Genomic DNA, 26,626 nt, shown 5'->3' on the forward strand with positions numbered 1-26,626 from the left:
TTACCGCTGCGCTCGCCGGGCATGGCCCGGCGCTACCGGCTCTGGTGGGTGCCGAGCTTGCTCGGCACTGACTCGCTGCTATCTCCGATCTCGCGTGCCGCGCTGCGGCCGTCTTTCTCATAAAGGAAATCCCATGATCCGCAATACCGCTCTTGTCGTGGCCATCGCTGCCGCCACCCTGTCGATGCCGGCCCACGCTGGCCTGGGCAAGCTGAAGGACCTGGCCGGTGCCGCCACCGGTACCTCCAGCAGCAGCGCCTCCAGCGCCGCCGCTCCGGATGAGGCCGCGCAGGAAGCACTGGTGCGCCGTTTCGTCAGCTCGCAGTCGCACTCGCTGCAGGCCCAGACTTCGTTCGCCCGCGCCTTCGGCCTGGCCGAGCAGGTGCAGCTGCTGGAAGCCGAGCGCCAGGCGCTGTCGTCGGGTTCGGTCAGCGTCGATGCGATGAAGAAGTCGGTGTCGGTCAGCGAAGCTGCGCAGGCCGCGATCAACGAGCGCCAGGCCGCACAGCCGGAACTGAACGCTGAATCCAAGCAGCACTACGCCGAAGGCCTGGTCTCGCTGCTGTCTTCGGCTGCCGAAGCCCAGAAGCTGGGCGGCGAAGCCAGCAACTTCACCGCCGGCATGAAGAACCTGGGCGCGACCCAGCTGGCCACTGTTGGCCGCAAGCTGGCAGCGGGCGCATGGGTGGCCAAGGAATCGCCGGGCTTCATCCAGGGCCTGTACGGTTCGACCAAGTCGGCCGTGACCTTTGCCAAGAAGAGCAAGGTGAAGGTGCCGTCCAACGCCGATTCGATGCTCGACTCGATCTGATCCGAGGCGAATCTCCATGCGTACGACAACCCGTTTGATCGGCCTGGGCCTGGCCGCCGCGCTGCTTGCAGCCTGCGGCAAGCAGGACACCCCGGCCGCCGCGCCTGCACCCGCCAAGGACAAGGCAACCAGTGCGCTGGCCAGCAATGCGCCAGTGGAAGCAGCGCCCCTGCGTGGCACGCCGGATTTCGGCGGCACCACCCAGGTTGCGCGTGAAGCCGACGGCATCGGCAGCACCCCGGAACTGGCGGTGCTGGCAGCGCTGCAGTCGGCCGTGGCGCAGGTCAACGGCGTACGCGTGGCCAGCCAGATGCAGAGCCTGCGTGCAGGCCTGCATGTGGATGTGGATGGCGAACACGTCGGCGATATCCGCGCCGACGCGTTCACCCAGCAGATGATCGCCGGCTCGCAGGGCGCGGTGCTGGGCTATGAAATCCTGTCGCAGGATGAAGTGCGGCAGCTGGACGAGGAAACCATCGCCCGCGTGCGCGCCAGCGATGAAGGCTGGAGCTTCAAGGGCTCGGCGTCGGCCAATGCGTCCGGCGAAGCCTCGGCCAAGAGCGGTTCGGCCTCGGCCAGCGTCAGGGAAAGCTACGACGAGAAGGTGAGTGTTGACGCCAAGCGTGGCGCCAGCTCGTTCGATTCCGACGTGACCCATCGCAGCATGCGCAGCTACTGGAAGGTGCGCGTGCGTGCGCAGATCGCCCAGTACCGTGCGCCGGACGAGCAGGGCAAGCCGAAGATCGTGGTCGCCCTGCCGCGCACGAAGGCCGGCAGCTACGCCGTGGGCGATGGCCGCGTGGATGCCGATGAAGTGGCCGACGCGATCCGTGCGCGCCTGTCCGACACGCTGACCCAGACCCAGCGCTTCATCGTGCTGGACCGCGAGTTCGGCGACGAACTGCAGGCCGAGATCGACCACATCAACAGCGGCAACGTGCGCCTGCAGGACACCGCGCGTGTGGGCCAGCAGCTGGCGACCGACCTGATCCTGATCCCGACCATCGAACGCTTCGAGTACCCGCGCAGCGTGCGCAACCTGCGCATGTCCGACCGCCAGGTGACCTCGTACTCCGGTGGCGGCCGCATCACCCTGCGCCTGATCAACGCCACCACCGGCCAGGTGGTGATGTCCGACAGCTTCGACCACCAGCTGGCCTCGACCGGCCCCAGCACCCTGCCGCGCGTGGTCAACGGCCGCAGCATGGCCGCGGCGATGATGGAATCGCTGTCCGGCCAGATCGGCACCACCATCGTCACCACGCTGTTCCCGGTGTCGGTGGTCTCGGTGGACGGCGACCAGGTGGTATTGAGCCAGGGCGGCGAAACGCTGCAGGCGGGCCAACGCTGGCAGGCCGTGCGCCTGGGCGAAGAATTGAAGGACCCGCAGACCGGCCGCTCGCTGGGCCGCAGCGAACACCCGTGCTGCACCATCCGCATCGACCGCGTGGCCGCACAGACGTCCTACGGCACCATCGAAGACGGCGTCGACGCGATGCGCGGCGGCTTCCGCCCGGGCCAGATCGAACTGCGCCAGAAGCTGGGCAGCAAGCCGGCTGCCGCCGCCGCAGGCGCGACTGCCTCGGCCACTCCCGCAGCCGCACGCCCGGCCGCCAAGCCGAAGCCCAAGGCGGCCGCCGCCCCGGCAGAAGACCCGAACTGGTAACAGACTCAAGCAACACACAGATGGGGTCAGAGCCCTTTCCCGCCGGGAAAGGGATCTGACCCCTTCGTGTTTCCGTCATCCACGCATGGCGTGGAACTACCGTGTCGACCAAGGTCGACACCTACGAACAGCGGTGTGTCGACCAAGGTCGACATCCATCAACAGCAGCGGGAACCTGTCGAAGGCGGGGTGGGTCCGGTTGCGGGGGCGTGAGCCGCATGGATGCGGCGACCGAGCTTACATGGATGTACTTGCAGCGTCCCCCGCAACCGGATCCACCCCGCCTACCCTCAGGAAGCCAGCTTCTGTTGTTGCTTCGGCAGTTGCTGTTGCCCTGGCATCGGCAGGTGCAGGGCGCAGCCCTGCCGAATCCCATTACACTCCAGAGAGATTTCCCTGCTGGAGAGAGCAATGAAACGAGTAGCACTGGGCCTGCTGGCCCTGTCAGTGTCGAGCGCACTGATGGCGGCCACCCCGAAATTCGACGGCGCGCGGATCTCCGCCGACGTCAAGGAACTGGCCTCCGACGCCTACGAAGGCCGCTCCCCGGCCACCGCCGGCGAAGAGAAGACCATCGCCTACCTCAGCAAGCAGTTTGCCGATGCCGGCCTGCAGCCGGGCGGCGACCTCAAGGACGGCAAGCGCCTGTGGACCCAGGCCGTGCCGCTGCGCAAGGGCGACATCGTCGGCGCACCGCAGCTGGCGCTGCACCAGGGTGGCAAGACCGTCCCGCTGGAGCAAGGCAAGCAGATCGCCGTGCGCGCCGCCATGAACGGCGCCAGCAACGTCGACATCAGCAAGGCGCCACTGGTGTTCCTCGGCTACGGCGTGAAGGCGCCGGAGCGCAACTGGGACGACTTCAAGGGCGTGGACCTGAAGGGCAAGATCGCCGTGGTGCTGATCAACGACCCGGACTTCGAAACCGGCCAGGGCGATTTCGACGGCAAGGGCATGACCTACTACGGCCGTTGGACCTACAAGTACGAGGAAGGCGCACGTCAGGGCGCGCTGGGCGTGCTGATCGTGCACGAGACCGCACCTGCGTCGTATGGCTGGGCCACCGTGGCCGGCTCCAACACCAACACCATGTTCGATGTGGTGCGCGACAACCCGTCCGAGAGCCACCCGCTGCTGGAAGGCTGGATCCAGCGCGACCTGGCGGTGGAGCTGTTCCGCTCGGCCGGGCAGGATTTCGAAGCGCTGAAGAAGAAGGCGCAGCAGCGCGACTTCACCCCGGTGCCGCTGACCGGCGCCAGCCTGGACGCGAAGTATGCGGTGAAGACCGAAGTGATCACCTCGCACAACGTGGCCGCGCGCCTGGAAGGCAGCCGCCATCCGGACGAGACCATCATCTACAGCGCGCACTGGGACCACATCGGCGTGGGTGAGCCGGACGCGCGTGGCGACCGCATCTTCAACGGCGCACTGGACAATGCCAGCGGTACCGCTTCGCTGATCGAACTGGCCCGTGGTTTCGCCAAGGCCAAGCGCCCCGAGCGTTCGGTCCTGTTCCTGGCGGTGACCGCCGAGGAGAAGGGCCTGCTGGGTTCGGAGTATTACGCCACGCACCCGCTGTATCCGCTGGAAAAGACCGTGGCGGTGATCAACATGGACGGCATGGCACCGTTCGGCCCGTCGCGTGACTTCGGCATCTACGGTGCCGCGCGCTTCGAGCTGCTGGACCAGCTGAAGGACGTGGCCAAGGGCTGGGACATCCGCTACACCCCGGACCCGAAGCCGGAAGCGGGCCTGTTCTTCCGCTCCGATCACTTCCCGTTCGCCAAGCGTGGCGTGCCGGCACTGTCGTGGTCGGCCGGCCAGGACTGGGTGGACGGTGGCGTGGCCGCAGGCAAGAAGGCCTCCGAGGACTACACCGCCAAGCGTTACCACCAGCAGGGCGACGAATGGCAGCCAGACTGGGTGTTCGCCGGTGCCGCCCGCGACCTGGAAGTGCTGTACACGCTGGGCAGCCAGCTGGCCAACACGCGCAGCTGGCCGAACTGGAGCAAGGACGAATCGTTCCGCGCCGTGCGTGACGCCAGCGCCGACCAGCGCAAGTAAGGGAAAGCGGGGCGCGCTGCCCCGCCATCCCCGGTAGCGCCGGGCCATGCCCGGCGTTGCACTGAAGGCTTCCATCCCCGCTTTCCGGCCCTTCGTCGCAGCCCGCTTGTTTGCCCGGCGGGCCGCCCTATGCTCGGCTCACCCCCTTCCTCCAAGGCGCCGCCGTGTTCGCCAGCCTCTCCCTCCTGATCCGCCACCTGCTGGCCTGGGCCGCCGCGCTGGTTGTCGCCGGCATGGTCTGGAGCGGCATCTTCAGCGGCATGAACGATGGCCCGGGCTGGGTGTTCGGCCTGCTGGCGATGTTCCTGATGATCTCCGCGCTGGGTAGCGCGATCACCCATGTACGCCGGGTCTGGCTGGTGGCCGGCCGGCTGGATTCGACCACGCTCTCGGGCCGCCAGCGCCGCCAGGTGGAACTGCCGATGGATGCCGGCCAGGCCTACGCCGTGGTGGAAGCGGCGATTGCCGAGCTTCCGCGCGTGGAGGATGTGGAAAGCTCGGCCGGCAGCCTGCAGGTACGCGCCTACGTGCGCCGGGTCGATCTCTGGAATGGCCGCCAGCCCTCGCGCTGGAACCTGCCGGCGCGGCTGGCGATCAAGCGCAACAGCGTGCTGGCCACGGTCACGCCGGGGCAGGGCACCAGCACTGTCACCCTGCTGTTCGAACCGGACGCTGGCTGGTGGGCCGATCTGCTCGCGCTGGACGAGGGCAGCAACTTCGAGAACGCCGAAGCGGTCACCCGCGCGATCAGCCGACGCGTGGCCGACCAGCGCCGCGATGAGCAGGCGGCGGCCGAGCAGACCCAGGTGGAAAAGGAACTGTCGGTCGCGCGCTTGAACCTGCTGCACGCGCAGGTGGAACCGCACTTCCTCTACAACACGCTGGCCAACGCGCAGGTGCTGACCCGTACCGACCCCGCGCGCGCGGAGCAGATGCTCGGCCACCTGATCCAGTACCTGCGCAGCTCGCTGCCGCAGGTGGATGAATCGGTGTCGACGCTGGGCGTGGAGCTGGAGCGTACGCGCGCCTACCTGGAGATCCTGCGCATCCGCATGGGCGCGCGGCTGGCGGTGGAAGTGCAGGTGCCGAATGAGCTGCACGGCGTGCATCTGCCGGCGATGGCACTGCAGACACTGGTGGAGAACGCGATCAAGCACGGCCTGGAACCCAAGCCCGGCGGTGGCACGATCTGGATCCTGGCGCGTGGCTTCGATGACCACGTAACGGTGACCGTGGCCGACGATGGCCTGGGCTTTGGCCAGGGCACCAGTGGCACCGGCATCGGCCTGAAGAACCTGCGCGAGCGCCTGCGCCTGACCTGTGGCGAGCAGGCCGGCGTGGCGATCGTTGCCAACTTCCCCAGCGGTGTGGCCGCGACCATGACCCTGCCGCAGACACACAAGGAGCGCAGCCATGCCGCTTGAAGCCCTCATTGCCGAAGACGAGGAACTGCTGCGGCAGTCACTGGTGGAACAGCTGCGCCGGTTGTGGCCGGAGCTGAAGCTGGTGGCCGAGTGCGAGGACGGCGCCAGTGCGCTGGAGCAGCTGGCCGAGACGCAGCCGGACATCGCTTTCCTCGACATCCGCATGCCCGGCATCAGCGGCATCGAAGTCGCGCGTTCGCTGTCCGAGCTGAGCCCGCGCACCCAGGTGGTGTTCGTCACCGCCTACGACCAGTACGCCATCGACGCGTTCGAGCAGGGCGCGATGGATTACCTGCTGAAGCCGGTCAGTGACGAACGCCTGTTGGCGACGCGTGAGCGCATCCTGTCGCGGTTGCCATCGACGCGTCAGGATGACGCCGTGCTTGAACGCCTGCTGCAGCGGCTGGGTCCATCGCAGGGTGCTGCCGAACGCCCTCCGCTGGCCTGGATCACCGCCAGCAACGGCCGCGAGACGCAGCTGATCATGCTGGAGGACGTTGCTTATTTTCGTGCCGACAACAAGTACACCACCGTGGTGACGGCCGCAGGTGAGAGCCTGTTGCGCACGCCGTTGCGCGAGCTGCTGGAAGTGCTCGACCCGCAGCACTTCCGCCAGATCCACCGCTCGACCATCGTCAACATGAAGGCGGTGGCGGCGGTCAGCCGCGACGATACCGGACGCGGTGTGCTGCGGCTGCGAGGTCGCACGGAAACACTGGTGGTCAGCCAACCGTTCATGAGCCTGTTCCGCGGCATGTGATCCACCCAGGCTCCTGAAAGAACAATGCCACCGTGATCGCGCACGGTGGCATTGTGGGTCCCCCCGCTTCCCTGAAGGGTCAGTAGGCAGGCTGCAGTGTCAGGTCGTGGTGGTGCTCGTTCTCGCCCACGTGGTTGAGGCGGCCGACCAGTTCGGAGTGCTGCTTCATGCGCCCGATCTCGGTCATGATGCGGATGTCCTCGTGGCGCAGTTCGCGCTTGGCGGTGACCGCCTGCTTGTAGTCGAGCACTTCCGGGTAATGCTCGGCCAGGTCCAGTGCCTCAGCCACGTGCTCGACACTGTCGGCCTTGGAGCTGATGCGGGCGCGGCTGTTGAACGCCTTCATCCAGCGTTCGAAACCAGCAGTGCGGTCGAACATGTTGGCCATGAACCAGATCACGAACAGGATCGAGATCCATGAACCGAACACCACGACCACCCGGGTGAAGGTGATGTGGTAGTCGTCGCGCCACAGATAGTTGGTGATCAGGCCGAGGATCAGCAGCGAGGCCGCCTGCCAGCCGACGATCGAGGCGATCAGCCACTGGCACTTGGCCTGGGCCAGCACAGCCACTTCATCGCGGATCTGCTGCTCGCTGAGGCTGCGCCAGTGCGCGACCTGTTTTTCGAACGGGCTGCTGTAGAGCTCGTTGTCGCGAAGCAGTAGTCCCAAACCCTTGAACAAAGCAATCATGGCTGGCTCCTTGTGGAACGTGCGTCGATCAGCATTGGACGGTGTGGCGGGTTCAGTTCTAGCACTTCCAGCGAGCCGTGCAATGGGCGCAATGCCTAGCGGCGTAAGGGTTTTGTCTGAATGGGTGAATGTTGGTGCGTTGCAGCATCGCGGCCGCAGCCTGCGACAGGATGTCGCAGGGTGAAATGTGCTGCGGCCGCACATGAAACCGTGGCTGAGCGCGGAGACTCGCCGCCGGCGTCGTGATCGCCCAGAATCGGGGCCGACCGCGCAACGCGCGGCCGTACTTCCGCCTTTCCTGGACCTGTGATGCCGGCTCTGCTGCAGCGACTTTCCCGCCCCGTCACCGCGCCGATCCGGCGCTGGGTGCTGGAGGCCTTCCCGCGTGGCCAGAGCGGCATCGATTACGACCATCCGCTGGGCGACCCGGGCTGGTTCGGCCCCGACAGCGTCACCTGGCGGCTGCATGCCGAATTCCCCTCGATGCTGGCCGGCGGGTTGTGTGCGCTGATGCTGCAGACCCTGCACCCGCGCGCGCTGGCCGGGGTCTACGACCACTCCAATTTCCGCCAGGACCTGGTGGGGCGCCTGCGTCGCACCACCGCCTTCGTTGCCGGCACCAGCTATGCGCCCAGCGGCGAGGTGGAAGCGCTGGTGGCCAAGGTGCGTCGCATCCACGCGCAGATCCGTGGCCAGACCGCGCAGGGCGAGCCGTATGCCGCCGATGATCCGCAACTGCTGACCTGGGTGCACGTGACCGAGGCCTCCGGTTTCCTGCAGGGCTTCCGCCGCTACGGGCGCGAGGTGCCGGCACACATCGCCGATCGTTATTACGACGAGTACCGCCGCGTGGCCGAGGCGCTGGGCGCGGTGGATGTGCCGCGCAGTGAAGCCGAGGTGGCGGCGTATTTCTGCGCACGGCAACCGGAGCTGCGTGTGGACGAGCGCTCGCGCGAAGTGCTGGAGGTGTTGTCCGGCGTGCGCCTGCCGGTTCCGGTGCCAGGGCTGTCGCGCGAAGTGTTCCTTGGCGCGGGTGCGGCACTGCTGCCGGACTGGGCCGAGGGCATGCTGGAACGCAATGGCCGCCAGCGTGCGCAGGCACTGGCGTCTGCGAAGCTGATGCAGGGCATGGCACCGTTGTTCCGCCGTGCGCTGCCCGATGGCCTGGCCAGTCGCGCCTGCACGCGCATGGGCGTGCCGGTGGACGTCCTGCGCGAGTGGCCCGAAATGCTCCGGTAGGTGCCAACCTTGGTTGGCATCTACCAGAGCGGATTTCGCAGTAGATCCACCCCATGGGTGGATGGCGTGGATAGATGCCGACCAAGGTCGGCACCCACCCGCAAATGAAACGGGCGCCTTGCGGCGCCCGTTCCGTTTACATCACCACACCTTGACCCGCTTGTCCGGGGCCAGGTACAGCTTCTGGCCTTCCTTCACTTCGAACGCCGGGTACCAGGCGTCGATGTTGCGCACGGTCAGTGCACGGAACTGGCCCGGTGCATGCACATCGGTCAGCAGCGAATTGCGCAGCGCCTGCTCGCGGCTCTTGCTGCGCCAGGCCTGGGCGAAGCCGAGGAAGAAGCGCTGGTCCGGGGTGAAGCCTTCCAGGGTCTGGCCCGGCTTGCCCTGCAGCGACAGCTGGTAGGCGTCGTAGGCGGTGCCCAGGCCGGCCACGTCGGCGATGTTCTCGCCCAGGGTCAGCTTGCCGTTCACATGCACGCCCGGGAACGGCTCATAGCTGCTGAACTGCGCGGCCAGCGCATCGCCAGCAGCGTTGAACTGCTTCAGGTCTTCGGCGGTCCACCAGTTGTGCAGCTTGCCGGTTTCATCGAACAGCGCACCGGCGTTGTCGAAGCCGTGGCTGATCTCATGGCCGATCACTGCGCCGATCGCACCGTAGTTCACCGCGTCGTCGGCAGCGCCGTCGAAGAACGGCGGCTGCAGGATCGCCGCCGGGAACACCAGGCGGTTCTCCAGCGGCACGTTCATCGCATTGATGGTCTGCGGCAGCATCGCCCACTCGCTGTGGTCGACCGGCTTGCCCAGCTTGGCGATGTTGCGCTGGTATTCGAACAGCTCGGCGCGCTGTGCATTGCCCAGCGCGTCATCGCGGCGGATTTCCAGGCCGGTGTAGTCGCGCCACTTCTCCGGATAGCCCATGCCGACGGTCAGGCCAGCGACCTTGGCCTTGGCATGTGCCTTGGTCTGCGGCGACATCCACGACAGTGCATCGATGCGCTTGGCGAAGGCGGCGATGATGTTCTTCGCCATCTCGTCCGCGCGCTCCTTGGTCTTCGCGTCGAAGTGCTTCTCGACGTAGCGCTTGCCGATGGCTTCGCCGACTGCATGGTTGGCATCATCCACGGCGCGCTTCCAGCGATCGCTCTGCTGCGGCGTGCCGCTCAGCGCGGTGCCATGGAAGGCGAAGCGGGCATCGGCGAACTTCTTCGGCAGGTAGGCGGCGGCACGGTCCAGTGCGTGGAAGGCCAGGTAGTCCTTCCAGACGTCCAGCGGCTCGGTGGCGACCAGCTTGGACAGGCCGGCCACGGCCTTGGGCTGCCACACGATGAAGTCCTGCTGGTCGCCCAGCGCGGCCGCATCAAGGAAGGCGTTCCAGTCCATGCCCGGTGCCTTGGCGTTGAAGTCGGCCTGGGTCCACGGGTTGGCACCCTTGGTCACGTCGTTGGTTTCTTCCTGGGTGGCGTGCGCCTGCGCGATCTTGGTCTCCAGCGCGAGGATGCGCTGTGCCTTGCCGGCCGGGTCGGCCACGCCGGCCAGCTGCAGCATCTGTGCGATGTAGGCCTGGTACTGCTTGCGCAGCTCGGCCATGCGGCCGCCGCCCAGGTAGAAATCGCGGTCGGGCATGCCCAGGCCACCCTGCACGAGGTACGGCGCGGTGCGGTCCGGCTGCAGCATGTCCACCGACACCCACAGGCCGAACAGGCGGTCGGTGTAGAAGTTGGTGGCGTTGAGCAGGTCGACGTCGGCGCGCATGTCGCCGCCGAGGGTACGGGCCAGGCCGGCCTTGTCGGCGATCGCATCGATGGCCTTCAGCTGCGGCTGCACCGGGGCGATGCCATGCTGCTCGATGCCGGCTTCGTCCATGTAGGCGGCGTAGTAGTCGCCGATCAGCTTGTCGTCACCGCTGGCCTGCGCATTGCCGGCCGCGCCTTCGAGGATGGCGCGGGTGTCGGCCAGGGTCTTTTCGGCGATGACGTTGAAGCTGCCGAAGCGCGAACGGTCGGCCGGGATCTCGGTGTTCTTCACCCAGGTGCCGTTGGCGAAGCCGAAGAAGTCATCGCCGGCGGCGATGCTGCGGTCCATGCCGCTGGCATCGAAGCCGAAGCTGCCCAGCATCGGCTTGGCCGCAGCGGGGGCGGCCTCGGCGGGCTTGGCGGTGCCAGCGGCCGGATCGGCCGGACGGTCGCAGGCAGCCAGGGACAGGCTGGCAACGATGGCCAGTGCCAGGGTGGGACGGCGCAGCTTGGACATGGACTTCTCTTGCAGCGGAAAACCCCAAGTCTAATCCGCCGCGGCCCGGCTGGCCGTCCCTGTGGCTGGCCGGTCCTGTGCAGGATCTGGCTGAACGCGCCGAAGCGATCTTCACGCCGTCACCGGGGTGGTGCATGCTGGGCCCTGGAGCCCTGCGCGGACACGGGGAGGTGGCCATGCAGGACGGGGTCAGGCGTCAAGAATGGCGTTCGCCGGCCGTTGAGGTCGGGGATGTGGAGGATTCGTTCGCGCATGAAGCCAGCCGACTGCACAAGGAAGATCGACCGATGCCCGCGTTGAAGCGGGCGTTGGCCCGTCCGTTGCGCGCCATCACCTGGGGCGGCGTGCTGCTGGGCCTGTTGCTGGTGGCCGGATTGGCCACCATGCTGGCCAACGACCATCACCGCCGCCTGGAGGCCGCGCAGCGGCAGAGCCGGGCGCTGGCGGTGGGCAGCGAGCGCCTGCTGGCGCTGGAGCTGCGCAACCTGGAGCGGGCGATGTCCGGCATCGCCGCCGATGCCGCTGAACTGTTCCGCAGCGTGCCGGCACAGGCGCCGGCACTGCTGGATGCCGCCATCGGCGGCGTGCTGCGCCGCCACGCTGAACTGCACAGCATCGTGGTGCTGGACAGCCACGGGCGCGCGCTGACCGCCGGCCTCGGCGACCTGCAGCTGCCGCTGTGGACCGACCCGCTGCGCCGCGGGCAGGGCAGCGCCCTGTACATCGGGCCGCCGCAGCGGGCCAGCGATGGCGGCTGGGTGGTACCGCTGGCACTGCCGATGGCCGGTGAACGCTGGCTGTTGGCGCGCCTGCGCTGTGGCGAACTGCAGCGCATCGCTGGCGGCCTGGATGTGGGGCCCAACGGGCTGGTCTCGATCACCGATGCCGAGGGTTACATGCTGGCGCGCGTGCCCGATCCGCATGGCACCGTCGGTCGCCGCTACGACCTGCCGCGGCGTGACCTGCTCGGCAAGCAGGCGGTGGTCGAGCTCGGCAGCCTGCCCGGCGTGGTCGATGGTGTGCCGCGCATCACCACCATCAGCACGCTCGACCGCAGTCCGCTGGCGGTGCAGATCGGCCTGGCCGATGAAGACGTGCTGGCGCCATGGTGGCCCTACCTGCAGGCGTCGGTGGTGATTGTGCTGGCCTACATCGCGGTGCTGCTGGTGCTGCTGTACGCGGTGCGCCGTACGACCCGGCGCCAGCAATCGATGGCCGAGGAACTGAAGGCGGGCCATGCCGAGCTGCGCCTGGCCCATCAGGTCGGGCGTGTCTGTACCTGGTACGTGGACGAGGATGCCGCGCTGCTGCGCTGGTCACCGCTGGCACGCGAGATCTTCGGTGTGCAGACCGATGCGCTGCCGGTAGCCGACTTCTTCGCACGCGTGCATCGCGATGATGCCGCGCGCCTGCAGCAGGCCTTTGACCAGGCCTTCGCCGGTGGTGCAGTGCTCGACCAGGTGTTCCGCCTGGTACTGCCCGGTGGCGAGGTGCGCTGGGTGGGCGCGCGTGGGCAACGGGTGGAGGTGGCCGACAGCGAGCGCCGCATGATCGGCGCGCTGACCGACCTGAGCGAGCGCTACCAGGCGCGCGAGCAGATGAGCGAAGTGGAACGCCGCTTCCGCCTGCTGTTCGATCGCAACCCGGCGCCATTCTGGGTGTTCGACCCGGACACGCTGCGCTTCATCGAGGTCAACGACGCCGCGGTGCGCCAGTACGGCTACAGCCGCGAGGAATTCCTGGCGATGAGCATCCTCGACATCCGCCCGCGCGAGGGCTGGGACGAGGTGAAGGGGGCGATCGCCAAGGCCCGCGTCGGTGAGCTGCAGGATGCGGCAGTGCGGCTGCACCGGCGCAAGGACGGCAGCGTGTTCGAAGTGCGCGCGCACCTGTCCAAGCTGGATTTCGATGGCCAGCCGGCGTGCCTGGTGCTGGCCGAGGATGTCAGCGAGCGGCTGGCCTACGAACGTGACCTGGCTTACCAGGCGCGGCACAACCCGGCCACCGGCCTGCTCAACGTGCGTGCGCTGACCGAACAACTGGATGAGCAGGAACAGGGCTACACCATCGCCTTCGTGCAGCTGCGTGGCCTGCAGCTGGTGGCCGATACGCTGGGCCGCGAGATCGGCGATGCCGTGCTGCAATCAATGGCGACCCGCTTGGGCGGGTTGGGCGCACGCTGCGGCACGCTGGCCTTCCAGCCGGCGGAGGACTTCGTGTTCGCCATCGGTGCCGAGCACGATACCCAGCGCGTGCTGGACGACCTGCTGCAGATCGTGTCGGCGCCGATGCGTGGCAAGGATTCGCTGCACCAGTTCGAGCCGCGCATTGGCGTGGCGGTGCACATCGCCGGTGACGGCCACAGTGCCGAGCAGGTGATCGGCATGGCCGCCCAGGCCGCGCACGCCGCGCGCGCCGAGGGCAACGTGGTGGTCTGGTTCGACGCAGCGGTGACCACGCGGCTGGCCGACCGGCTGCGCCTGGCCGGGCGCATCCATGCGGCCATCGACAACGAGTTCCAGCTGTACTTCCAGCCGATCCGGCATGCCAGCGATGGCAGCCCGGCGGCGCTGGAGGCGCTGCTGCGTTGGCCGCAGGCCGACGGCAGCTTCATCCCGCCCAATGAGTTCATCCAGCTGTGCGAGGAAACCGGGCTGATCCTGGCACTGGGCCGCTGGGTGATCCGCGCGGCAGCGAAGGCACAGCGGCGGCTGGTCGAGGCCGGCTGGGGCGAGCTGCCGATTGCCGTCAACGTCTCGGCGGTGCAGTTCTTCAACAGCGATCTGGTGGCCGAGTTCACCCGTGCCCAGCAGGAGTTCGGGTTGGCGCGGGGTGCGCTGCATGTGGAGCTGACCGAGAGCAGCCTGATGCGCAAGCCGGCGCAGGCGATGCAGACCATGCAGCGCCTGCACGAGCAGGGCATCAGCGTGTCGCTGGATGACTTCGGCACCGGCTATTCCAGCATGTCCTACCTGCAGCACCTGCCGCTGGACATCCTGAAGATCGATCGGAGCTTCGTGGCGGACGTGGAAACCAATCCGCGCAATGCCTCGATCTGCCGCGCGCTGCTGTCGCTGGGCCACAGCATGGGGCTGACCATCATCGCCGAGGGCGTGGAGACGCCGGGGCAGCTGGACTGGCTGGCCGCGCACGGCTGCGACCAGGTGCAGGGCTACCTGCTGGGGCGGCCGGCACCGCTGGAGCGGATCATTGATGCGCTGGACGAAGTTGTTGCCTAGGCCGCGTTCCGGAGAAGGAGCCGGCGACTCTTGGCGTTTGGAAAAGAACGCGCGCTACGCGCGGGAGTCGACTGACAGTCGACTCTACCGGGCCATATCCGCCGGAAACATCGGCGGATCCATGAGCCGGTAGCGCCGGGCCATGCCCGGCGGACGCACCCTTACACCCCGGTTTCCACCAGGTGGTCGATGAAACTGCGCACCTTCGGTGCCAGGTGGCTGCGGCTGGTGTAGACCGCGAAGATGCCGATCGGCGCGGCTTCCCAGTCCGGCAGGATGCGCACCAGCCGGCCATCGGCCAGTGCGTCCTGCAGCAGGAAGTCCGGCTGCAGGATCACGCCCATGCCGGCGATTGCCGCTTCGCGCAGCACGTCGCCGTTGTTGGCGTGCAGCAGGCTGCTCACCGCCACCTTCACTTCGCCACCGGGCCCCTGCAGCGGCCAGTTGTTGCCTGCGGCCCAATAGCTGTAGCTCAGGCAGGCGTGCGCCTGCAGCTCCTGCGGGGTCTGTGGCGTGCCACGCGCGGCAAGGTAGGACGGTGCGGCGCACAGGCTCACCCGCGATTCGCCCAGGCGGCGCGCGATCAGCGTCGGGCTGGGCTCGCGGGTGATGCGGATGGCCACGTCGTAGCCTTCCTCGACCATGTCCACCAGCCGGTCGGACAGGGCCAGGTCCAGTTCCACCTGCGGGAAGCGCTGGCGGTAGCTGGCCAGCAGCGGGCCGAGACGGGCGATGCCCCAGCTGACCGGTGCGTTGATGCGCAGCGTGCCTGAAGGCTCCAGCGCCTGCGCGCCGATGCTGGCTTCCAGCGCGTCGAACTCGGCCAGCAGGCGGACGCACTGGGCGTAATAGGCAGCACCGGCGCTGGTGGGGCTGACCCGGCGCGTGGTGCGGTGAAGCAGGCGGGTGGACAGGCGCTTTTCCAGCGCGGCGACCTGGCGGGTCACCCCGGCAGTGGACATGTCCAGGGCCTGGGCGGCGGCACTGAAGCCGTTGCGTTCGACCACCGCCACGAACACGCGCATCGCCTCAAGGGTGTCCATTGTTGCGCCTTCTGAAATAAATACGGTCAAACGATCGTATTTATCGGTCCGTGAAGGCGCAATAACCTGTGCCTACTCCCTTCGAGGTGTCTCCCATGCACACCCCCTCCGCTCCTGTTTCTCCGCTGGCCCCGTATGGTGCCACCCTGCTGCGCCTGGCCCTGGGCGTGCTGTTCCTGGTCCACGCGCTGACCAAGCTGCTGGTCTTCACCCCGGCCGGTACCGCCGCCTTCTTCGAATCGCTGGGCCTGCCCGGCGTGCTGGGCTACCTCACCATCGCCGTCGAGCTGGCGATCACCGCTGCGCTGCTGCTGGGCATCTACGCGCGTTGGGTCGGCCTGGTCGGCGTGCCGCTGCTGCTGGGCACCATCGTCACCGTGCACGGCGCCAACGGCTTCGGCTTCGCCAACGCGGGCGGCGGCTGGGAATACCCGGCGTTCTGGGCGTTGGCACTGGTGGTGCTGTTCCTGGTCGGCGACGGCAAGTGGACCCTGCGTTCGCGCTGATCGCCGCCTGATCCTGCATTTGGAGAATTCCATGACCCGTCTGCCTTCGTTGTACATCTCCCATGGCTCGCCGATGACCGCCCTGCATCCGGGCCAGGTCGGCGTGCGCCTGGCCGAGCTGGCGCAGGATCTGCCGACCCCGCGCGCCATCGTGATGGCCTCGGCGCACTGGCTGGGCCGGCAGCCGCTGGTCGGCGCGCATCCGCAGCCGCCGACCATCCACGACTTTGGTGGCTTCCCGCGCGCGCTGTTTGAACTGCAGTACCCGGCACCGGGTGATCCGGCGCTGGCCGAAGAGGTGGCCGGCCGCATCGCCGCCGCCGGGCTGCCGGTGGCCATCGACCCGCAGCGTGGCCTCGACCATGGCGCGTGGGTGCCGCTGCGCCTGCTGCGCCCGCAGGCCGATATCCCGGTGGTGCCGCTGTCGATCCAGCCGTTGCTCGGCCCCGCGCACCAGTTCGCGCTGGGTCGCGCGCTGGCGCCGCTGCGCGAGCAGGGCGTGCTGCTGGTCGGCTCGGGCAGCATCACCCACAACCTGCACGACTGGGGTGACTACCAGGACGGCAAGGAAGCGCCGTACGTGCGCCCCTTCATCGAGTGGGTGGAGCAGCGGCTGGCTGCCGACGACCGCCAGGCCCTGCTCGACTATCGCCGGCAGGCACCGTTCGCCGAGCGCGCGCATCCGACCGACGAACACCTGCTGCCGCTGTTCTTCGCGATGGGCGCGGCGGGCGAGGGCGGCTTCGGTGCACGTCGCATCGATGCCGGCATCGACGCCGGTTTCCTGGCCATGGACCTGTACCGCTTCGATGGGGCGGCATGAGCCGGGGCTGACGCCGGGCCATCCCCGTCGTCGCGCCTGCAGCCGCATGTGGTAGTTTTTCCTAGGTTTCCGGCGCTGGCTCCCGAGCCTCCCCACGCGCCGCTTCCTGGAAGAAGCATGCATACCATTGAAGTCGTCCTGGCGATGCTGGTAGCCGTTGTCGCCAGCGGCTACCTGGTTCGCGTCCTGCCGTTCTCGTTGCCGCTGCCGCTGGTGCAGATCGGCCTGGGCGCGGTCATCGCCGGGGTGTTCAACCGCGGCCACGCGCTGGAGCCGGAAGTGTTCTTCCTGCTGTTCCTGCCGCCGCTGCTGTTCCTCGATGGCTGGCGCATTCCCAAGCAGGGCCTGTTCCGCGACAAGGGCGCGATCCTCGAACTGGCATTCGGCCTGGTGGTGTTCACCGTGATCGGCGCCGGCTTCCTGATCCACTGGCTGATTCCGGTGATGCCGCTGGCGGTGTGCTTCGCACTGGCGGCGATCGTGTCGCCTACCGATCCGGTGGCAGTCGGTGCGATCGCCTCCAAGGCGCCGATTCCGAAGCGGCTGATGCACATCCTGGAAGGCGAGTCGCTGCTGAACGATGCGTCCGGCCTGGTCTGCTTCCGCTTCGCGGTGGCCGCGGTGATGACCGGCACCTTTTCGCTGGCCACGGCCTCGCTGACCTTCGTGTGGGTGGCGGTGGCCGGCCTGGCGGTGGGCGTGGCGGTCACCCTCGGCGTGTCGACCTTCCAGCGCTGGCTGTGGCGCCGCTTCGGCGAGGAGCCGGGCGCGGCGATGCTGGTCAACCTGCTCATTCCGTTCGCGGCCTACCTGCTGGCCGAAGAGATCCATGCCTCGGGCATCCTCGCCGCGGTCGCCGCCGGCATCGCGATGAGCTATGTCGAGCTGACCGGCCGTGTCTCCGGCAGCATGCGCGTGCAGCGTGCCGGGGTCTGGAACATGCTGCAGTTCAGCTTCAACGGCATCATGTTCGTGCTGCTGGGCGAGCAGTTGCCGGGCATCGTCGAGCGCGCCACCACCACCATGAACGAGAGCGGCCACCAGAGTGCGTGGTGGCTGCTGGTGTACGTGGTGGTGATCAACCTGGCGCTGGTGGTGCTGCGCCTGTTGTGGGTGTGGCTGTCGCTGCGCTGGAACCTGCTGCGCGCGCGGCGCCGTGGCCTGGAGCGCGGCGAGGCGCCGAACTGGCGCATCGTGGTGGCGACCTCGGTGGCCGGCGTGCGTGGTGCGATCACCCTGGCCGGTGTGTTGACCCTGCCACTGTTCCTGCCCGATGGCAGCGCGTTCCCGGCGCGTGACCTGGTGATCTTCCTGGCCGCGTCGGTGATCCTGTTCTCGCTGCTGGGCGCCAGCATCGCGCTGCCGCAGCTGCTGAAGGGCCTGCAGCTGCCGGCCGATTCGGGTGAACGCAAGGAAGAGGACCTGGCGCGCCGGCTGTCGTCGAAGGCCGCGCTGGCCGGGGTCGAGCGCATGCGCCAGCAGCTGGTGATGAACCAGAACACCGAGAACGTGCAGCTGTACAACGACGCTGCGTCGCGCGTGAGCCTGCTGTACCAGCGCCACCTGGAGCGCGACAGCGACGGGCCCGACGTGGACCCGGAGAAGGTGCGGCGCATGGAAATGGGCTACCGCCAGCTGCGCAGCGCCGGCCTCAATGCCGAACGCGAGGAACTGTTCCGGCTGACCCGGCGCGGGGTGATCTCCGATGAGATCTCGCGGCGCCTGATCCGCAACCTGGACCTGCTGGAATCGCGCAAGCGCGAGTGATCGTGTAACCCGGGTGGGTGCGGACCTTGGTCCGCACACCTTTCAGCCCTTACTCCGGCTTCGTTTCCAGGAAATACGCCTCGACCTTGCCCTTGACCTTGATGGTCATCGGGTTGCCGCGGCGGTCGCGGGCCTTGCCGGCCTGCACACGGATCCAGCCTTCGCTGACCGAGTATTCCTCGACGTTGTCGCGCTCGACGTCGTTGAAACGCACGCCGACGCCGCGCTCCAGCGCCTGCGCATCATGGAAGGGGCTGGCCGGGTTGATCGCCAGGTGGTCGGGAGGGGTATCGCTCATCGCTTCATTCACAGTGACGGCCACCAAGGCCGGCTTCAGCGGCACAGGATAAACCGTAGAATGCCGGCCTGCCCCAGAGGAAGTTCCGCCATGCCCGACAACAGCGACTATTTCGACTTCGAGGAAGACATCCACGACTTCGACGAAGATGGCTTCGAGGCGCGGGTCTGGAACCTGCTGGTGCTGATCAATCCGGGCGACGAGGAACTGGCCCTGCAGCAGTTCAACCGCTGGCGCGAGCATCTGGCCGAGGACGGGCAGCCGCTGGAAGCGGACAGCGACTGGCTGCCGGCCCTGTTCACGGCCATTGCCTGGCAGTCCGGTTTCGAGGTTGAACGTGATGACCTGGAATCGCTGCAGTCGGCGGTGAACGAGCTGTCGGCGCGCTTCAACCTGCAGCTGGACTGGGGCGGCGACCTGGACGACGAGGACTTCGCCCAAGGCCTGGACGGCGTGCAGCTGATGTCCACCGCCTTCGACCGCCTGCGCGAGCACAACTACACGCTGTGGAGCGTGGATGCCGGCAGCGACGGCTTCACCGGGGTGATGGCGCTGACCCGCGACGACGACGCGATGCTGGCGCTGTGCTCGCTGCTGAACGTGGAAATCCGGCTGGGCAGCGACCCGTTCTGATCGATGATCCGACCCGCCGGGCATGGCCCGGCGCTACCTGTTCCGTCAGCCCGTGGTAGCGCCGGGCCATGCCCGGCGAGCACACCACGCACTACGGCCGGTACTGCGCCCGGGCGTTGGCGATCACCGCTTTGACCAGGCCGCGGTCGGTGTGCCGGGAAATGGCCCGTGCACCGAGCGCGATCGCCTGTGCGCGCAGCTCGGCAGTGACATCGTAGTGGGCACCGCTGGCCTTGTTCTGGAAGGCCCGCGGTGGAATGCCGAGCTGCGCCGCCATGGCGTGCAGCTCGGGCAGGGTGTCGGCCATCAGGTGCGCCCAGCGCTGTCCGCGCCAGGGATGCACCGCGTCATCGACGTAGACCGTCACCGCCGTAGCCGGTTCAGGCCTGCGGCTTGCTGTCGCTGTCAGCGGCCGGGGCGGCCTCGGCATCGGCAGCAGCTTCAACCACGTCACCTTCGGCGGCCTCGGCGGCTTCGCCTTCCTCGCCTTCAGCAGCGTCGACGCCTTCGAACTCGGCGACCAGCTTGTCCAGGTACTCGTCGGCGGTCTGGCCGGACTCTTCGGCCAGGGTGTCCAGCAGCTTCTGCAGCAGCTCGGAGTATTCCAGGTTGACCTTGCGGCCTTCCTTTTCCTGCACGTTGGACAGGTGCTTGAGCATGGCCAGCATCGGCACCGGGTTCTCGGCGTTGCCCATGGTCTGGCCGCCGATGGCCAGCAGCCACTCACGGCCCTGCAGGCCGATGGCGGCGACCACCTGGCCGTCTTCGTTGGTCAGCACGGCATGGTTCTGCACCTGCTGCTGGGCGTTCAGGCGCAGGAACGGGCGCTTGGCCTGCTGCTTCTTGCGCTTGTCGCGCTTGGCCTTGGAGTTCTGGGACATGGGGTGGGGTCACCTGGAAACGGAAAGACCGCCATTGTAGCGGCCGCGCGCAGGTGGGGTCAGATCCCTTTCCACTGGAAAGGGATCTGACCCCGGTTCAGTGCGCCTCACCCTGCGCGGCCTGCACATCCGGGTCGACGGTCGGCGCCGACAGCCCCACCTGCGGGCCGGCACCGGCCAGGGCGGCCTCCTCGGCGGCCTTGGTCATCACTACGATGCTGATGCGGCGGTTGATCGGGTTCTGCGGGTCGGCCTTGTCGAACAGCACGGACGAGGACAGGCCGACCACGCGGGTGATCTTGCTGTCATCCAGGCCGCCATCGATCAGCGCGCGGCGTGCGGCATTGGCACGGTCGGCGCTCAGTTCCCAGTTGCCGTAGCCGCGTGCGGCGGAATAGGCGGTGATGTCGGTGTGGCCGGTCAGGCTGATCCGGTTCGGCACATGGTTCAGGTACTCGGCCAGCTCGTGCAGGATCTGCTGCGTGTACGGCTTCAGCGTGGCACTGCCAAGGTCGAACATCGGCCGGTTCTGCTTGTCCACGATCTGGATGCGCAGGCCCTCCGGGGTCAGGTCCAGCAGCAGCTGGTCCTTGAACGGTTCCAGCGCCTGGCTCTTGCTGATCGCTTCCTGCAGCTCCTTCATCAGCTGTTCCAGCTGCTGCTTGTCGCGCTGCTGCTGGTCCACCGGCTGTGGCACGGCTTCCTTCTGGTTCTGGAAGGGATCGTTGCTGTTGCCACGCGAGATGTCGGTGGCACCGCCCAGCTTGATCATCGAAGTACTGGCGCCGCCCGGGCCGGCCATGCCGGGCGCCGGCGTGGCGTTCTGGCCACTCAGCGGGCTGGGGTTGCGGAAGTACTCGGAAATGGCGGCACGGTCGTTCTTGTTGGTGGTGGCCATCAGCCACAGCACCAGGAAGAAGGCCATCATCGCGGTCACGAAGTCGGCGTAGGCCACCTTCCACGAACCGCCGTGATGGGCGGCGTGGCCGGCCTTCTTGACCCGGCGGACGATGACGGTGGGCTTGTTCTCGGCCATGGCTTACTTGACCGTCTTCAGGTGCTGCTCGAAATCGGAGAAGGCCGGGCGCACGTTCGACGGCAGCGTCTTGCGGGCGAATTCCAGCGCGATCTTCGGGTTGTAGCCGCGCAGGCAGGCCAGCAGGGCGGTCTTCACCGATTCGTAGATGCGGCTGTCCTGTTCGGCGCGGGCTTCCATTGCCGCTGCCATCGGGCCGACGAAACCGTAGCCCAGCAGGATTCCAAGGAAGGTACCGACCAGCGCACCGGCCACGTGGCCGCCCACTTCGACGATGTCGCCGCCGATCGAGCCCATGGTGATGACGATGCCCAGCACCGCCGCCACGATGCCGAAACCGGGCAGTCCGTCGGCGACCTTGGTCAGCACCTGCGACGGCGCCATGGCTTCGGCGTGGTGCTTTTCCAGCTCCAGTTCCAGCAGCGGTTCCAGCTCGTGCGGCTCGATGTTGCTGCCGATCATCAGGCGCAGGCAGTCGGTGATGAAGTCGATCAGGTGGTGGTCGGCCTGCACCTTGGGGTAGTTGCCGAACAGCGCGCTCTCGGCTGGGCGCTCGACATGGTCTTCCAGTGCCATGAAGCCTTCGCGGCGCGCCTTGTTCAGCAGCTCATAGAGCAGGCTGAGCACATCGATGTAGTCCTGCTGCTTGTAACGTGGGCCCTTGAACACGCCCACCATCGCCTGCAGGGTCTGCTTGACCGTCTTGGCGGGGGTGCCGACCAGGAAGGCGCCGAGTGCGGCGCCGCCGATGATGACCAGTTCGTAGGGTTGCCAGAGGGCACCCAGGCGGCCGTGGGCACCGAGGTAGCCCCCGATCACGCTGATGATGACGACCAGGAATCCAACGATGATGAGCATGGCGCGACGCAAGGAGAGGGGATATCTCCTTGTCGGCCCGTCGCCTGGTTTTCTGAAGAGGGAATTCTGTGAAATCGGTCAGCGGGGTATTTCAGCCCGCCACGCTGGCCTCGGCACCGCCACGCTGCAGTGGATCGGGCCAGGGCTCGCCATTGCCGGTGAACGAAAGTGAGACGGAGTTCAGGCAGTGGCGCTCGTAGGTGGGCGGCGGACCGTCCGGGAATACGTGGCCGAGATGGCTGCCGCAGCGCGCACAGGTGATCTCGGTGCGCACCATGCCGTGGCTGGTATCGCGGATCTCGCGCACGTGCGCCGGATCGAACGGGGCAAAGAAGCTGGGCCAGCCAGTGCCGGAATCGAACTTGGTACTGGAGCGGAACAGCGGCAGTGCACACAACCGGCAGCAGTAGACGCCCTCGCGCTTGTTGTCGAGGAACACCCCGCAGAACGGTGCTTCGGTGCCGTGCTGCAGCAGCACGCGGCGCTCCTCGCTGCTGAGGCCGGCGACCAGCGCCTCGGTCTGGGTGGCGGTGGGGGGCGTCAGATCGAAGGCAGTCATGGCGGCGCTCCGTGGGGTCGATGGCCTGTGGATGCAGGCAGACGTGGGGGTGATGGCGCGACCTTGCAAGTGTGATGGCCGTTCATGGGCGGCACACAGGGGGTGGCGCATGGTGAAGACGATCCACGCCGGAGCGTGCCATGAAATCGCCCCTTCCCCTGCTGCTTATCGCCCTGCTGCCTGCGTTGGCGCTGGCCCAGGTGCCGACCGGCGATCCGACCGCCACCCGCAGCAGCACCACCGTGGCGCCCACCCCGGTGGCACCGCCGCCACAGGCCGCGCGCCCGCAGCCGCAGGTACTGCCCTCGCCGCAGCCGGCGCAGCCGATCAAGTCCACGGGGCCGGCCCAGGTCGCGCCGACGCCGGTACCGAAGCCGGCCGACAAGGTCTATGACCGCAACGGTCGCATCATTCCCGGCGTGCGCCCGGCCGGTCCCAACCGCGTGTTCGATTCGCGCACCGGGCGCTATCTCGACAGCGTGCCGCAGGGCGACGGCCAGCAGATCCGGTAAGGCCGCGCTACGCCCGGCGGCGCAGCTGAACCTCCGAAAACAACATCCTGCCGATCACTGCTTTTTCGCCTGCGATTAACCGTTCCGGGACCAACGTGGCCCTGCGCCGGCATTCCGCCGCCGCATGTCCTTCGTCCACTGGATCGCGATCATGAAAAACCAGCAGAACCGTCATCCCGGCAAGGAACCGCAGGGCCGCAACCCGCAACAGCAGCAACAGCAGCAACAGATGGAGCCGCAGCAGTCGCACAAGGGCGGCAGGCAGCAGGAGCAGCGCTCGCAGAAGCATCCGCAGCAGCGCTGACGGTCGCCATGGTCGGGGTCAGAGCCCGTTGCACGGGATCCGACCCCCTTGCCGATTCCTGATCGGGGTCGGATCCCGCACAGCGGGCTCTGACCCCACCCCCGCAGCGGCCTCAGTCCGGAATTGGCAGGCTGAGCGTTTCCTTCACCTCTTCCATCACGATGTAGCTCTTCGACTCACGTACGTGCGGCAGCGTCAGCAACGTGCTGCCGAGCAGCTTGCGGTAGGAGGCCATCTCGCTGATCCGCGCCTTCAGCAGGTAATCGAAGTCGCCCGACACCAGGTGGCACTCCAGCACGTTGGGCAGCTTCAGGGCCGCGCGCCGGAATTCCTCGAAGATGTCGCCGGACTTGTAGGCCAGGCTGATCTCCACGAACACCAGCAGGCTGGCCTTCACCGCCGCAGGGTCCAGGTGGGCGTGGTAACCGGTGATCACCCCCTCGCGCTCCAGCCGGCGTACGCGCTCGGTGCATGGGGTGGTGGACAGGCCGACCCGCTCACCCAGTTCGGTGAAGGAGATGCGGCCTTCGGCCTGCAGGATGCGCAGGATCTTGCGGTCGATCTTGTCCAGTTCGCGGGTACGGGTGGCCATGGCCGTCAACCTTGGGGAATGAATTGCAGGAGAACATCCTGCCGGTCTATCGCAAATCAGGCAAATCAACTGGTATCGGCTGTCTATACTTCCCCAATTGTGGTCCCGGCACGCTCCAGTGCAGGGAATGATCGGGTTGGAGAAGTCCCATGCGAGTCCTAGTTCTCGGCAGCGGCGTGATCGGCACCACCAGTGCCTGGTACCTGCGACAGGCCGGGTTTGAAGTCACGGTCATCGACCGCCAGCCCGGCCCGGCGCTGGAGACCAGCTTCGCCAATGCCGGCCAGCTGTCGTTCGGCTATACCTCGCCGTGGGCGGCGCCGGGCGTGCCGAAGAAGGCGATCGGCTGGCTGTTCGAGAAGCACGCGCCGCTGGCGATCCGCCCGGGTATGGACCTGGCCCAGTACCGCTGGCTGTGGCAGATGCTGCGCAACTGCACCCACGAGCGCTACGCGATCAACAAGGCGCGCATGGTGCGCATGTCCGAGTACAGCCGCGACTGCCTGAATGAACTGCGCGCGCAGATCGGCATCGAATTCGAAGGCCGCGACCTGGGCACGACCCAGTTGTTCCGCACCCAGCAGCAGCTGGATGCCTCGGCGCAGGACATCGAGATCCTGGCCCAGTACGGCGTGCCGTACGAGGTTCTGGACCGTGCCGGCATCATCCAGGCCGAACCGGCCCTGGCCCACGTTGATGGCCTGGTCGGCGCGCTGCGCCTGCCGCGTGACCAGACCGGTGACTGCCAGCTGTTCACCCGCCGCCTGGCGCAGATGTGCGTGGACGCCGGCGTCGAGTTCCGTTTCGACCAGGACATCACCGGCCTGGAGTTCGACGGCGACCGCATCACCGGCGTGCGCATCGACGGCAAGCTGGAAACCGCCGACCGCTTCGTGGTTGCGCTCGGCAGCTATTCGCCGGCGCTGGTCGCACCGCTGGGCATGCGCCTGCCGGTGTACCCGCTGAAGGGCTATTCGCTGACCCTGCCGATCACCGACCCGGCGATGGCACCGACCTCGACCATCCTCGATGAAAGCTACAAGGTGGCGGTGACCCGCTTCGACGACCGCATCCGCGTCGGTGGCATGGCCGAAGTGGCCGGCTTCGACCTGTCGCTGTCGCAGCGCCGCCGCGAGACCCTGGAACTGGTGGTCAGCGACTTGTACCCGAAGGGCGGCGACCTGTCGCGCGCGCAGTTCTGGACCGGCCTGCGCCCGGCCACGCCGGACGGCACGCCGGTGATCGGCGCCACGCCGTTCCGCAACCTGTACCTCAACACCGGCCACGGTACGCTGGGCTGGACCATGGCCTGCGGCTCGGGCCGCTACCTGGCCGACCTGATGAGCGCGCGCCAGCCGCAGATCAGCACCGAAGGTCTGGATATTTTCCGCTACGGCCAGTACGGTCACGCGCCGCAACACGAGAACCGCACATGCGTCCTGCCCGCGCGCTGATCGATCTGGGCGCTCTGCGCAGCAACTACCGGCTCGCCCGTGAACTGGGCGGTGGCAAGGCCCTGGCGATCATCAAGGCCGATGCCTATGGCCATGGCGCGGTGCGCTGTGCACAGGCGCTGGAAGACGAGGCCGATGGCTTCGGCGTGGCCACCATCGAAGAAGCGCTGGAACTGCGCCAGGCCGGCATCCGCGCGCCGATCCTGCTGCTGGAAGGCATCTTCGAACCCAGCGACATGACGCTGGTGGCCGAGCATGATTTCTGGTTCGCCGTTGGTTCGCCGTGGCAGCTGGAGGCCGTCGCCGCCTTCGACAGCCCGCGCCCGCTGACGGTGTGGCTGAAGCTGGACAGCGGCATGCATCGCCTCGGCCTGGACGTGGACAGCTTCCGCGCGGCGCACGCGCGCCTGTCTGCGCTGCCGCAGGTCGAGCGCATCGTGCTGATGACCCACCTGGCACGTGCCGACGAGCTGGACAGCGAGCGCACCCACGAACAGGCCGCGACCTTCGCGCGGGCCATCGACGGCCTGGACGGCGAGACCAGCGTGTGCAATTCGCCGGCGCTGCTGGGCTGGCCGGATGTACGCAGTGACTGGGTACGCCCGGGCCTGATGCTGTACGGCGCCAACCCGCTGCCGGATGCTTCGGAGATCACCGCGCGCCTGCGCCCGGTGATGACGATGCAGTCCAAGGTGATCGCCGAGCGTTGGATCGAGGCGGGTGAGCCGGTCGGCTATGGCGCCCGCTTTGTCTCGAAGGCACGCACGCGCGTTGGCGTGGTCGCGCTGGGTTACGCCGATGGTTACCCGCAGTTCGCGCCAAACGGCACGCCCGTGCTGATCGACGGCCAGCCCGGTGCGCTGATCGGCCGCGTGTCGATGGACATGCTGACCGTGGACCTGACCGCGCATCCGCAGGCCGGTATCGGCAGCGTGGTGGAGCTGTGGGGCAGTGCACCGACGCTGTCCGAGCTGGCACCGCGCTGTGGCGTGAGTGCTTACCAGCTGCCCTGCGCGGTCAAGCGCGTGGCCAAGGTGTACGTGTAGAGCCGAGCCCAGGCTCGGCTCTGGTAGCCGCCGACCTTGGTCGGCGCCGTGAATGCGTGTCGACCAAGGTCGACACCTACCGATGGGCCTACCGCGCGGCGGTCGCCTGGCGCTGGTCGCCGCGCTCGGCTCTGGTAGCTGCCGACCTTGGTCGGCGCCGTGAATGC

The 26,626-nt window shown here is 67.6% G+C and carries 25 protein-coding genes; 15 read left to right on the forward strand and 10 right to left on the reverse strand.

Annotation, left to right across the window (positions count from 1 at the left end; all coding sequences use genetic code 11):
• Positions 1 to 133 precede the first annotated feature (133 nt).
• From QP552_RS02215 to QP552_RS02235, 5 genes are all read left to right on the forward strand, one after another.
• A complete protein-coding gene (locus tag QP552_RS02215; RefSeq protein WP_286074849.1) occupies positions 134 to 811 on the forward strand; it encodes a hypothetical protein in 678 nt (225 codons plus the stop codon).
• Positions 812 to 827: 16 nt separating this feature from the next.
• Complete coding sequence (locus QP552_RS02220) at positions 828 to 2,477, forward strand: CsgG/HfaB family protein (RefSeq protein ID WP_286074850.1); 1,650 nt, start codon at positions 828 to 830, stop codon at positions 2,475 to 2,477.
• Positions 2,478 to 2,888: 411 nt separating this feature from the next.
• Positions 2,889 to 4,538 carry a M28 family metallopeptidase gene (locus QP552_RS02225; protein WP_286074851.1) on the forward strand — a complete coding sequence of 550 codons (1,650 nt, stop codon included), beginning with the start codon at positions 2,889 to 2,891 and terminating at the stop codon, positions 4,536 to 4,538.
• Positions 4,539 to 4,702: 164 nt separating this feature from the next.
• A complete protein-coding gene (locus QP552_RS02230) occupies positions 4,703 to 5,962 on the forward strand; it encodes a histidine kinase (protein WP_005407896.1) in 1,260 nt (419 codons plus the stop codon).
• Positions 5,952 to 6,722 carry a LytTR family DNA-binding domain-containing protein gene (locus QP552_RS02235; protein WP_005407897.1) on the forward strand — a complete coding sequence of 257 codons (771 nt, stop codon included), beginning with the start codon at positions 5,952 to 5,954 and terminating at the stop codon, positions 6,720 to 6,722. Before QP552_RS02230 ends, QP552_RS02235 begins: the two co-directional genes overlap by 11 nt.
• Positions 6,723 to 6,801: 79 nt before the next feature.
• On the opposite strand, the gene QP552_RS02240 is transcribed toward QP552_RS02235, so the two are convergent.
• Complete coding sequence (locus tag QP552_RS02240) at positions 6,802 to 7,416, reverse strand: hypothetical protein (protein ID WP_049432369.1); 615 nt, start codon at positions 7,414 to 7,416, stop codon at positions 6,802 to 6,804.
• A gap of 309 nt (positions 7,417 to 7,725) precedes the next feature.
• Here QP552_RS02240 and QP552_RS02245 point away from each other — a divergent pair, with 309 nt between their 5' ends.
• On the forward strand, positions 7,726 to 8,655 hold the full coding sequence (locus QP552_RS02245; protein WP_286074852.1) for an oxygenase MpaB family protein: 930 nt from the start codon (positions 7,726 to 7,728) through the stop codon (positions 8,653 to 8,655).
• Between the two features lie 141 nt (positions 8,656 to 8,796).
• Here QP552_RS02245 and QP552_RS02250 read toward each other — a convergent pair whose 3' ends face one another.
• Positions 8,797 to 10,908, reverse strand: a complete 2,112-nt coding sequence (locus QP552_RS02250; protein WP_286074853.1) for a M13 family metallopeptidase — start codon at positions 10,906 to 10,908, stop codon at positions 8,797 to 8,799.
• 176 nt (positions 10,909 to 11,084) lie between these two features.
• Here QP552_RS02250 and QP552_RS02255 point away from each other — a divergent pair, with 176 nt between their 5' ends.
• The gene (locus tag QP552_RS02255; protein ID WP_286074854.1) at positions 11,085 to 14,147 is read left to right on the forward strand and encodes an EAL domain-containing protein; all 3,063 of its coding nucleotides are present in this window, start codon (positions 11,085 to 11,087) and stop codon (positions 14,145 to 14,147) included.
• A 161-nt stretch (positions 14,148 to 14,308) separates the two neighbouring features.
• Here QP552_RS02255 and QP552_RS02260 read toward each other — a convergent pair whose 3' ends face one another.
• On the reverse strand, positions 14,309 to 15,190 hold the full coding sequence (locus tag QP552_RS02260) for a LysR family transcriptional regulator (RefSeq protein ID WP_111202433.1): 882 nt from the start codon (positions 15,188 to 15,190) through the stop codon (positions 14,309 to 14,311).
• A 95-nt stretch (positions 15,191 to 15,285) separates the two neighbouring features.
• Between QP552_RS02260 and QP552_RS02265 the strand changes: the two genes are divergently transcribed.
• The 3 genes from QP552_RS02265 (at position 15,286) to QP552_RS02275 (ending at position 18,286) form a co-directional block, all read left to right on the forward strand.
• Entirely contained in the window at positions 15,286 to 15,696 is a 411-nt protein-coding gene (locus tag QP552_RS02265) for a DoxX family protein (protein ID WP_106549756.1), read from the forward strand.
• Between the two features lie 31 nt (positions 15,697 to 15,727).
• On the forward strand, positions 15,728 to 16,519 hold the full coding sequence (locus QP552_RS02270; protein ID WP_106549757.1) for a class III extradiol ring-cleavage dioxygenase: 792 nt from the start codon (positions 15,728 to 15,730) through the stop codon (positions 16,517 to 16,519).
• A 117-nt stretch (positions 16,520 to 16,636) separates the two neighbouring features.
• Positions 16,637 to 18,286, forward strand: a complete 1,650-nt coding sequence (locus tag QP552_RS02275) for a Na+/H+ antiporter (protein WP_099552563.1) — start codon at positions 16,637 to 16,639, stop codon at positions 18,284 to 18,286.
• Between the two features lie 49 nt (positions 18,287 to 18,335).
• On the opposite strand, the gene QP552_RS02280 is transcribed toward QP552_RS02275, so the two are convergent.
• Positions 18,336 to 18,584: a DUF3297 family protein gene (locus tag QP552_RS02280; protein WP_012509930.1), complete on the reverse strand. Its 249-nt coding sequence runs from the start codon at positions 18,582 to 18,584 to the stop codon at positions 18,336 to 18,338.
• 90 nt (positions 18,585 to 18,674) lie between these two features.
• Between QP552_RS02280 and QP552_RS02285 the strand changes: the two genes are divergently transcribed.
• Positions 18,675 to 19,217 carry a hypothetical protein gene (locus QP552_RS02285; protein WP_286074856.1) on the forward strand — a complete coding sequence of 181 codons (543 nt, stop codon included), beginning with the start codon at positions 18,675 to 18,677 and terminating at the stop codon, positions 19,215 to 19,217.
• A 91-nt stretch (positions 19,218 to 19,308) separates the two neighbouring features.
• On the opposite strand, the gene QP552_RS02290 is transcribed toward QP552_RS02285, so the two are convergent.
• The 5 genes from QP552_RS02290 to msrB form a co-directional block, all read right to left on the reverse strand.
• A complete protein-coding gene (locus QP552_RS02290) occupies positions 19,309 to 19,584 on the reverse strand; it encodes a DUF4031 domain-containing protein (protein ID WP_106549759.1) in 276 nt (91 codons plus the stop codon).
• Positions 19,585 to 19,597: 13 nt separating this feature from the next.
• A complete protein-coding gene (locus QP552_RS02295) occupies positions 19,598 to 20,098 on the reverse strand; it encodes a hypothetical protein (protein ID WP_111112864.1) in 501 nt (166 codons plus the stop codon).
• 97 nt (positions 20,099 to 20,195) lie between these two features.
• Positions 20,196 to 21,134, reverse strand: a complete 939-nt coding sequence (gene motB, locus QP552_RS02300) for a flagellar motor protein MotB (RefSeq protein WP_106549761.1) — start codon at positions 21,132 to 21,134, stop codon at positions 20,196 to 20,198.
• A 3-nt stretch (positions 21,135 to 21,137) separates the two neighbouring features.
• Positions 21,138 to 21,992 carry a flagellar motor stator protein MotA gene (motA, locus tag QP552_RS02305; RefSeq protein WP_005407915.1) on the reverse strand — a complete coding sequence of 285 codons (855 nt, stop codon included), beginning with the start codon at positions 21,990 to 21,992 and terminating at the stop codon, positions 21,138 to 21,140.
• Between the two features lie 91 nt (positions 21,993 to 22,083).
• Positions 22,084 to 22,551: a peptide-methionine (R)-S-oxide reductase MsrB gene (gene msrB / locus QP552_RS02310; protein WP_286074858.1), complete on the reverse strand. Its 468-nt coding sequence runs from the start codon at positions 22,549 to 22,551 to the stop codon at positions 22,084 to 22,086.
• Between the two features lie 140 nt (positions 22,552 to 22,691).
• Between msrB and QP552_RS02315 the strand changes: the two genes are divergently transcribed.
• Both QP552_RS02315 and QP552_RS02320 read left to right on the forward strand, forming a co-directional pair.
• Positions 22,692 to 23,063 carry a classical arabinogalactan protein 4 gene (locus QP552_RS02315; RefSeq protein ID WP_106549762.1) on the forward strand — a complete coding sequence of 124 codons (372 nt, stop codon included), beginning with the start codon at positions 22,692 to 22,694 and terminating at the stop codon, positions 23,061 to 23,063.
• 124 nt (positions 23,064 to 23,187) lie between these two features.
• Positions 23,188 to 23,367, forward strand: a complete 180-nt coding sequence (locus tag QP552_RS02320; RefSeq protein ID WP_106549763.1) for a lana protein — start codon at positions 23,188 to 23,190, stop codon at positions 23,365 to 23,367.
• A gap of 112 nt (positions 23,368 to 23,479) precedes the next feature.
• Here QP552_RS02320 and QP552_RS02325 read toward each other — a convergent pair whose 3' ends face one another.
• Positions 23,480 to 23,959 carry a winged helix-turn-helix transcriptional regulator gene (locus tag QP552_RS02325; RefSeq protein ID WP_005407919.1) on the reverse strand — a complete coding sequence of 160 codons (480 nt, stop codon included), beginning with the start codon at positions 23,957 to 23,959 and terminating at the stop codon, positions 23,480 to 23,482.
• A 149-nt stretch (positions 23,960 to 24,108) separates the two neighbouring features.
• Between QP552_RS02325 and QP552_RS02330 the strand changes: the two genes are divergently transcribed.
• The gene (locus QP552_RS02330) at positions 24,109 to 25,413 is read left to right on the forward strand and encodes a D-amino acid dehydrogenase (protein ID WP_099552571.1); all 1,305 of its coding nucleotides are present in this window, start codon (positions 24,109 to 24,111) and stop codon (positions 25,411 to 25,413) included.
• Positions 25,392 to 26,459, forward strand: a complete 1,068-nt coding sequence (alr, locus tag QP552_RS02335; RefSeq protein WP_286074859.1) for an alanine racemase — start codon at positions 25,392 to 25,394, stop codon at positions 26,457 to 26,459. Before QP552_RS02330 ends, alr begins: the two co-directional genes overlap by 22 nt.
• The last annotated feature ends 167 nt before the right edge of the window (positions 26,460 to 26,626 follow it).

This window comes from Stenotrophomonas sp. 59, assembly GCF_030291095.1.
Classification (GTDB): domain Bacteria; phylum Pseudomonadota; class Gammaproteobacteria; order Xanthomonadales; family Xanthomonadaceae; genus Stenotrophomonas; species Stenotrophomonas maltophilia_Q.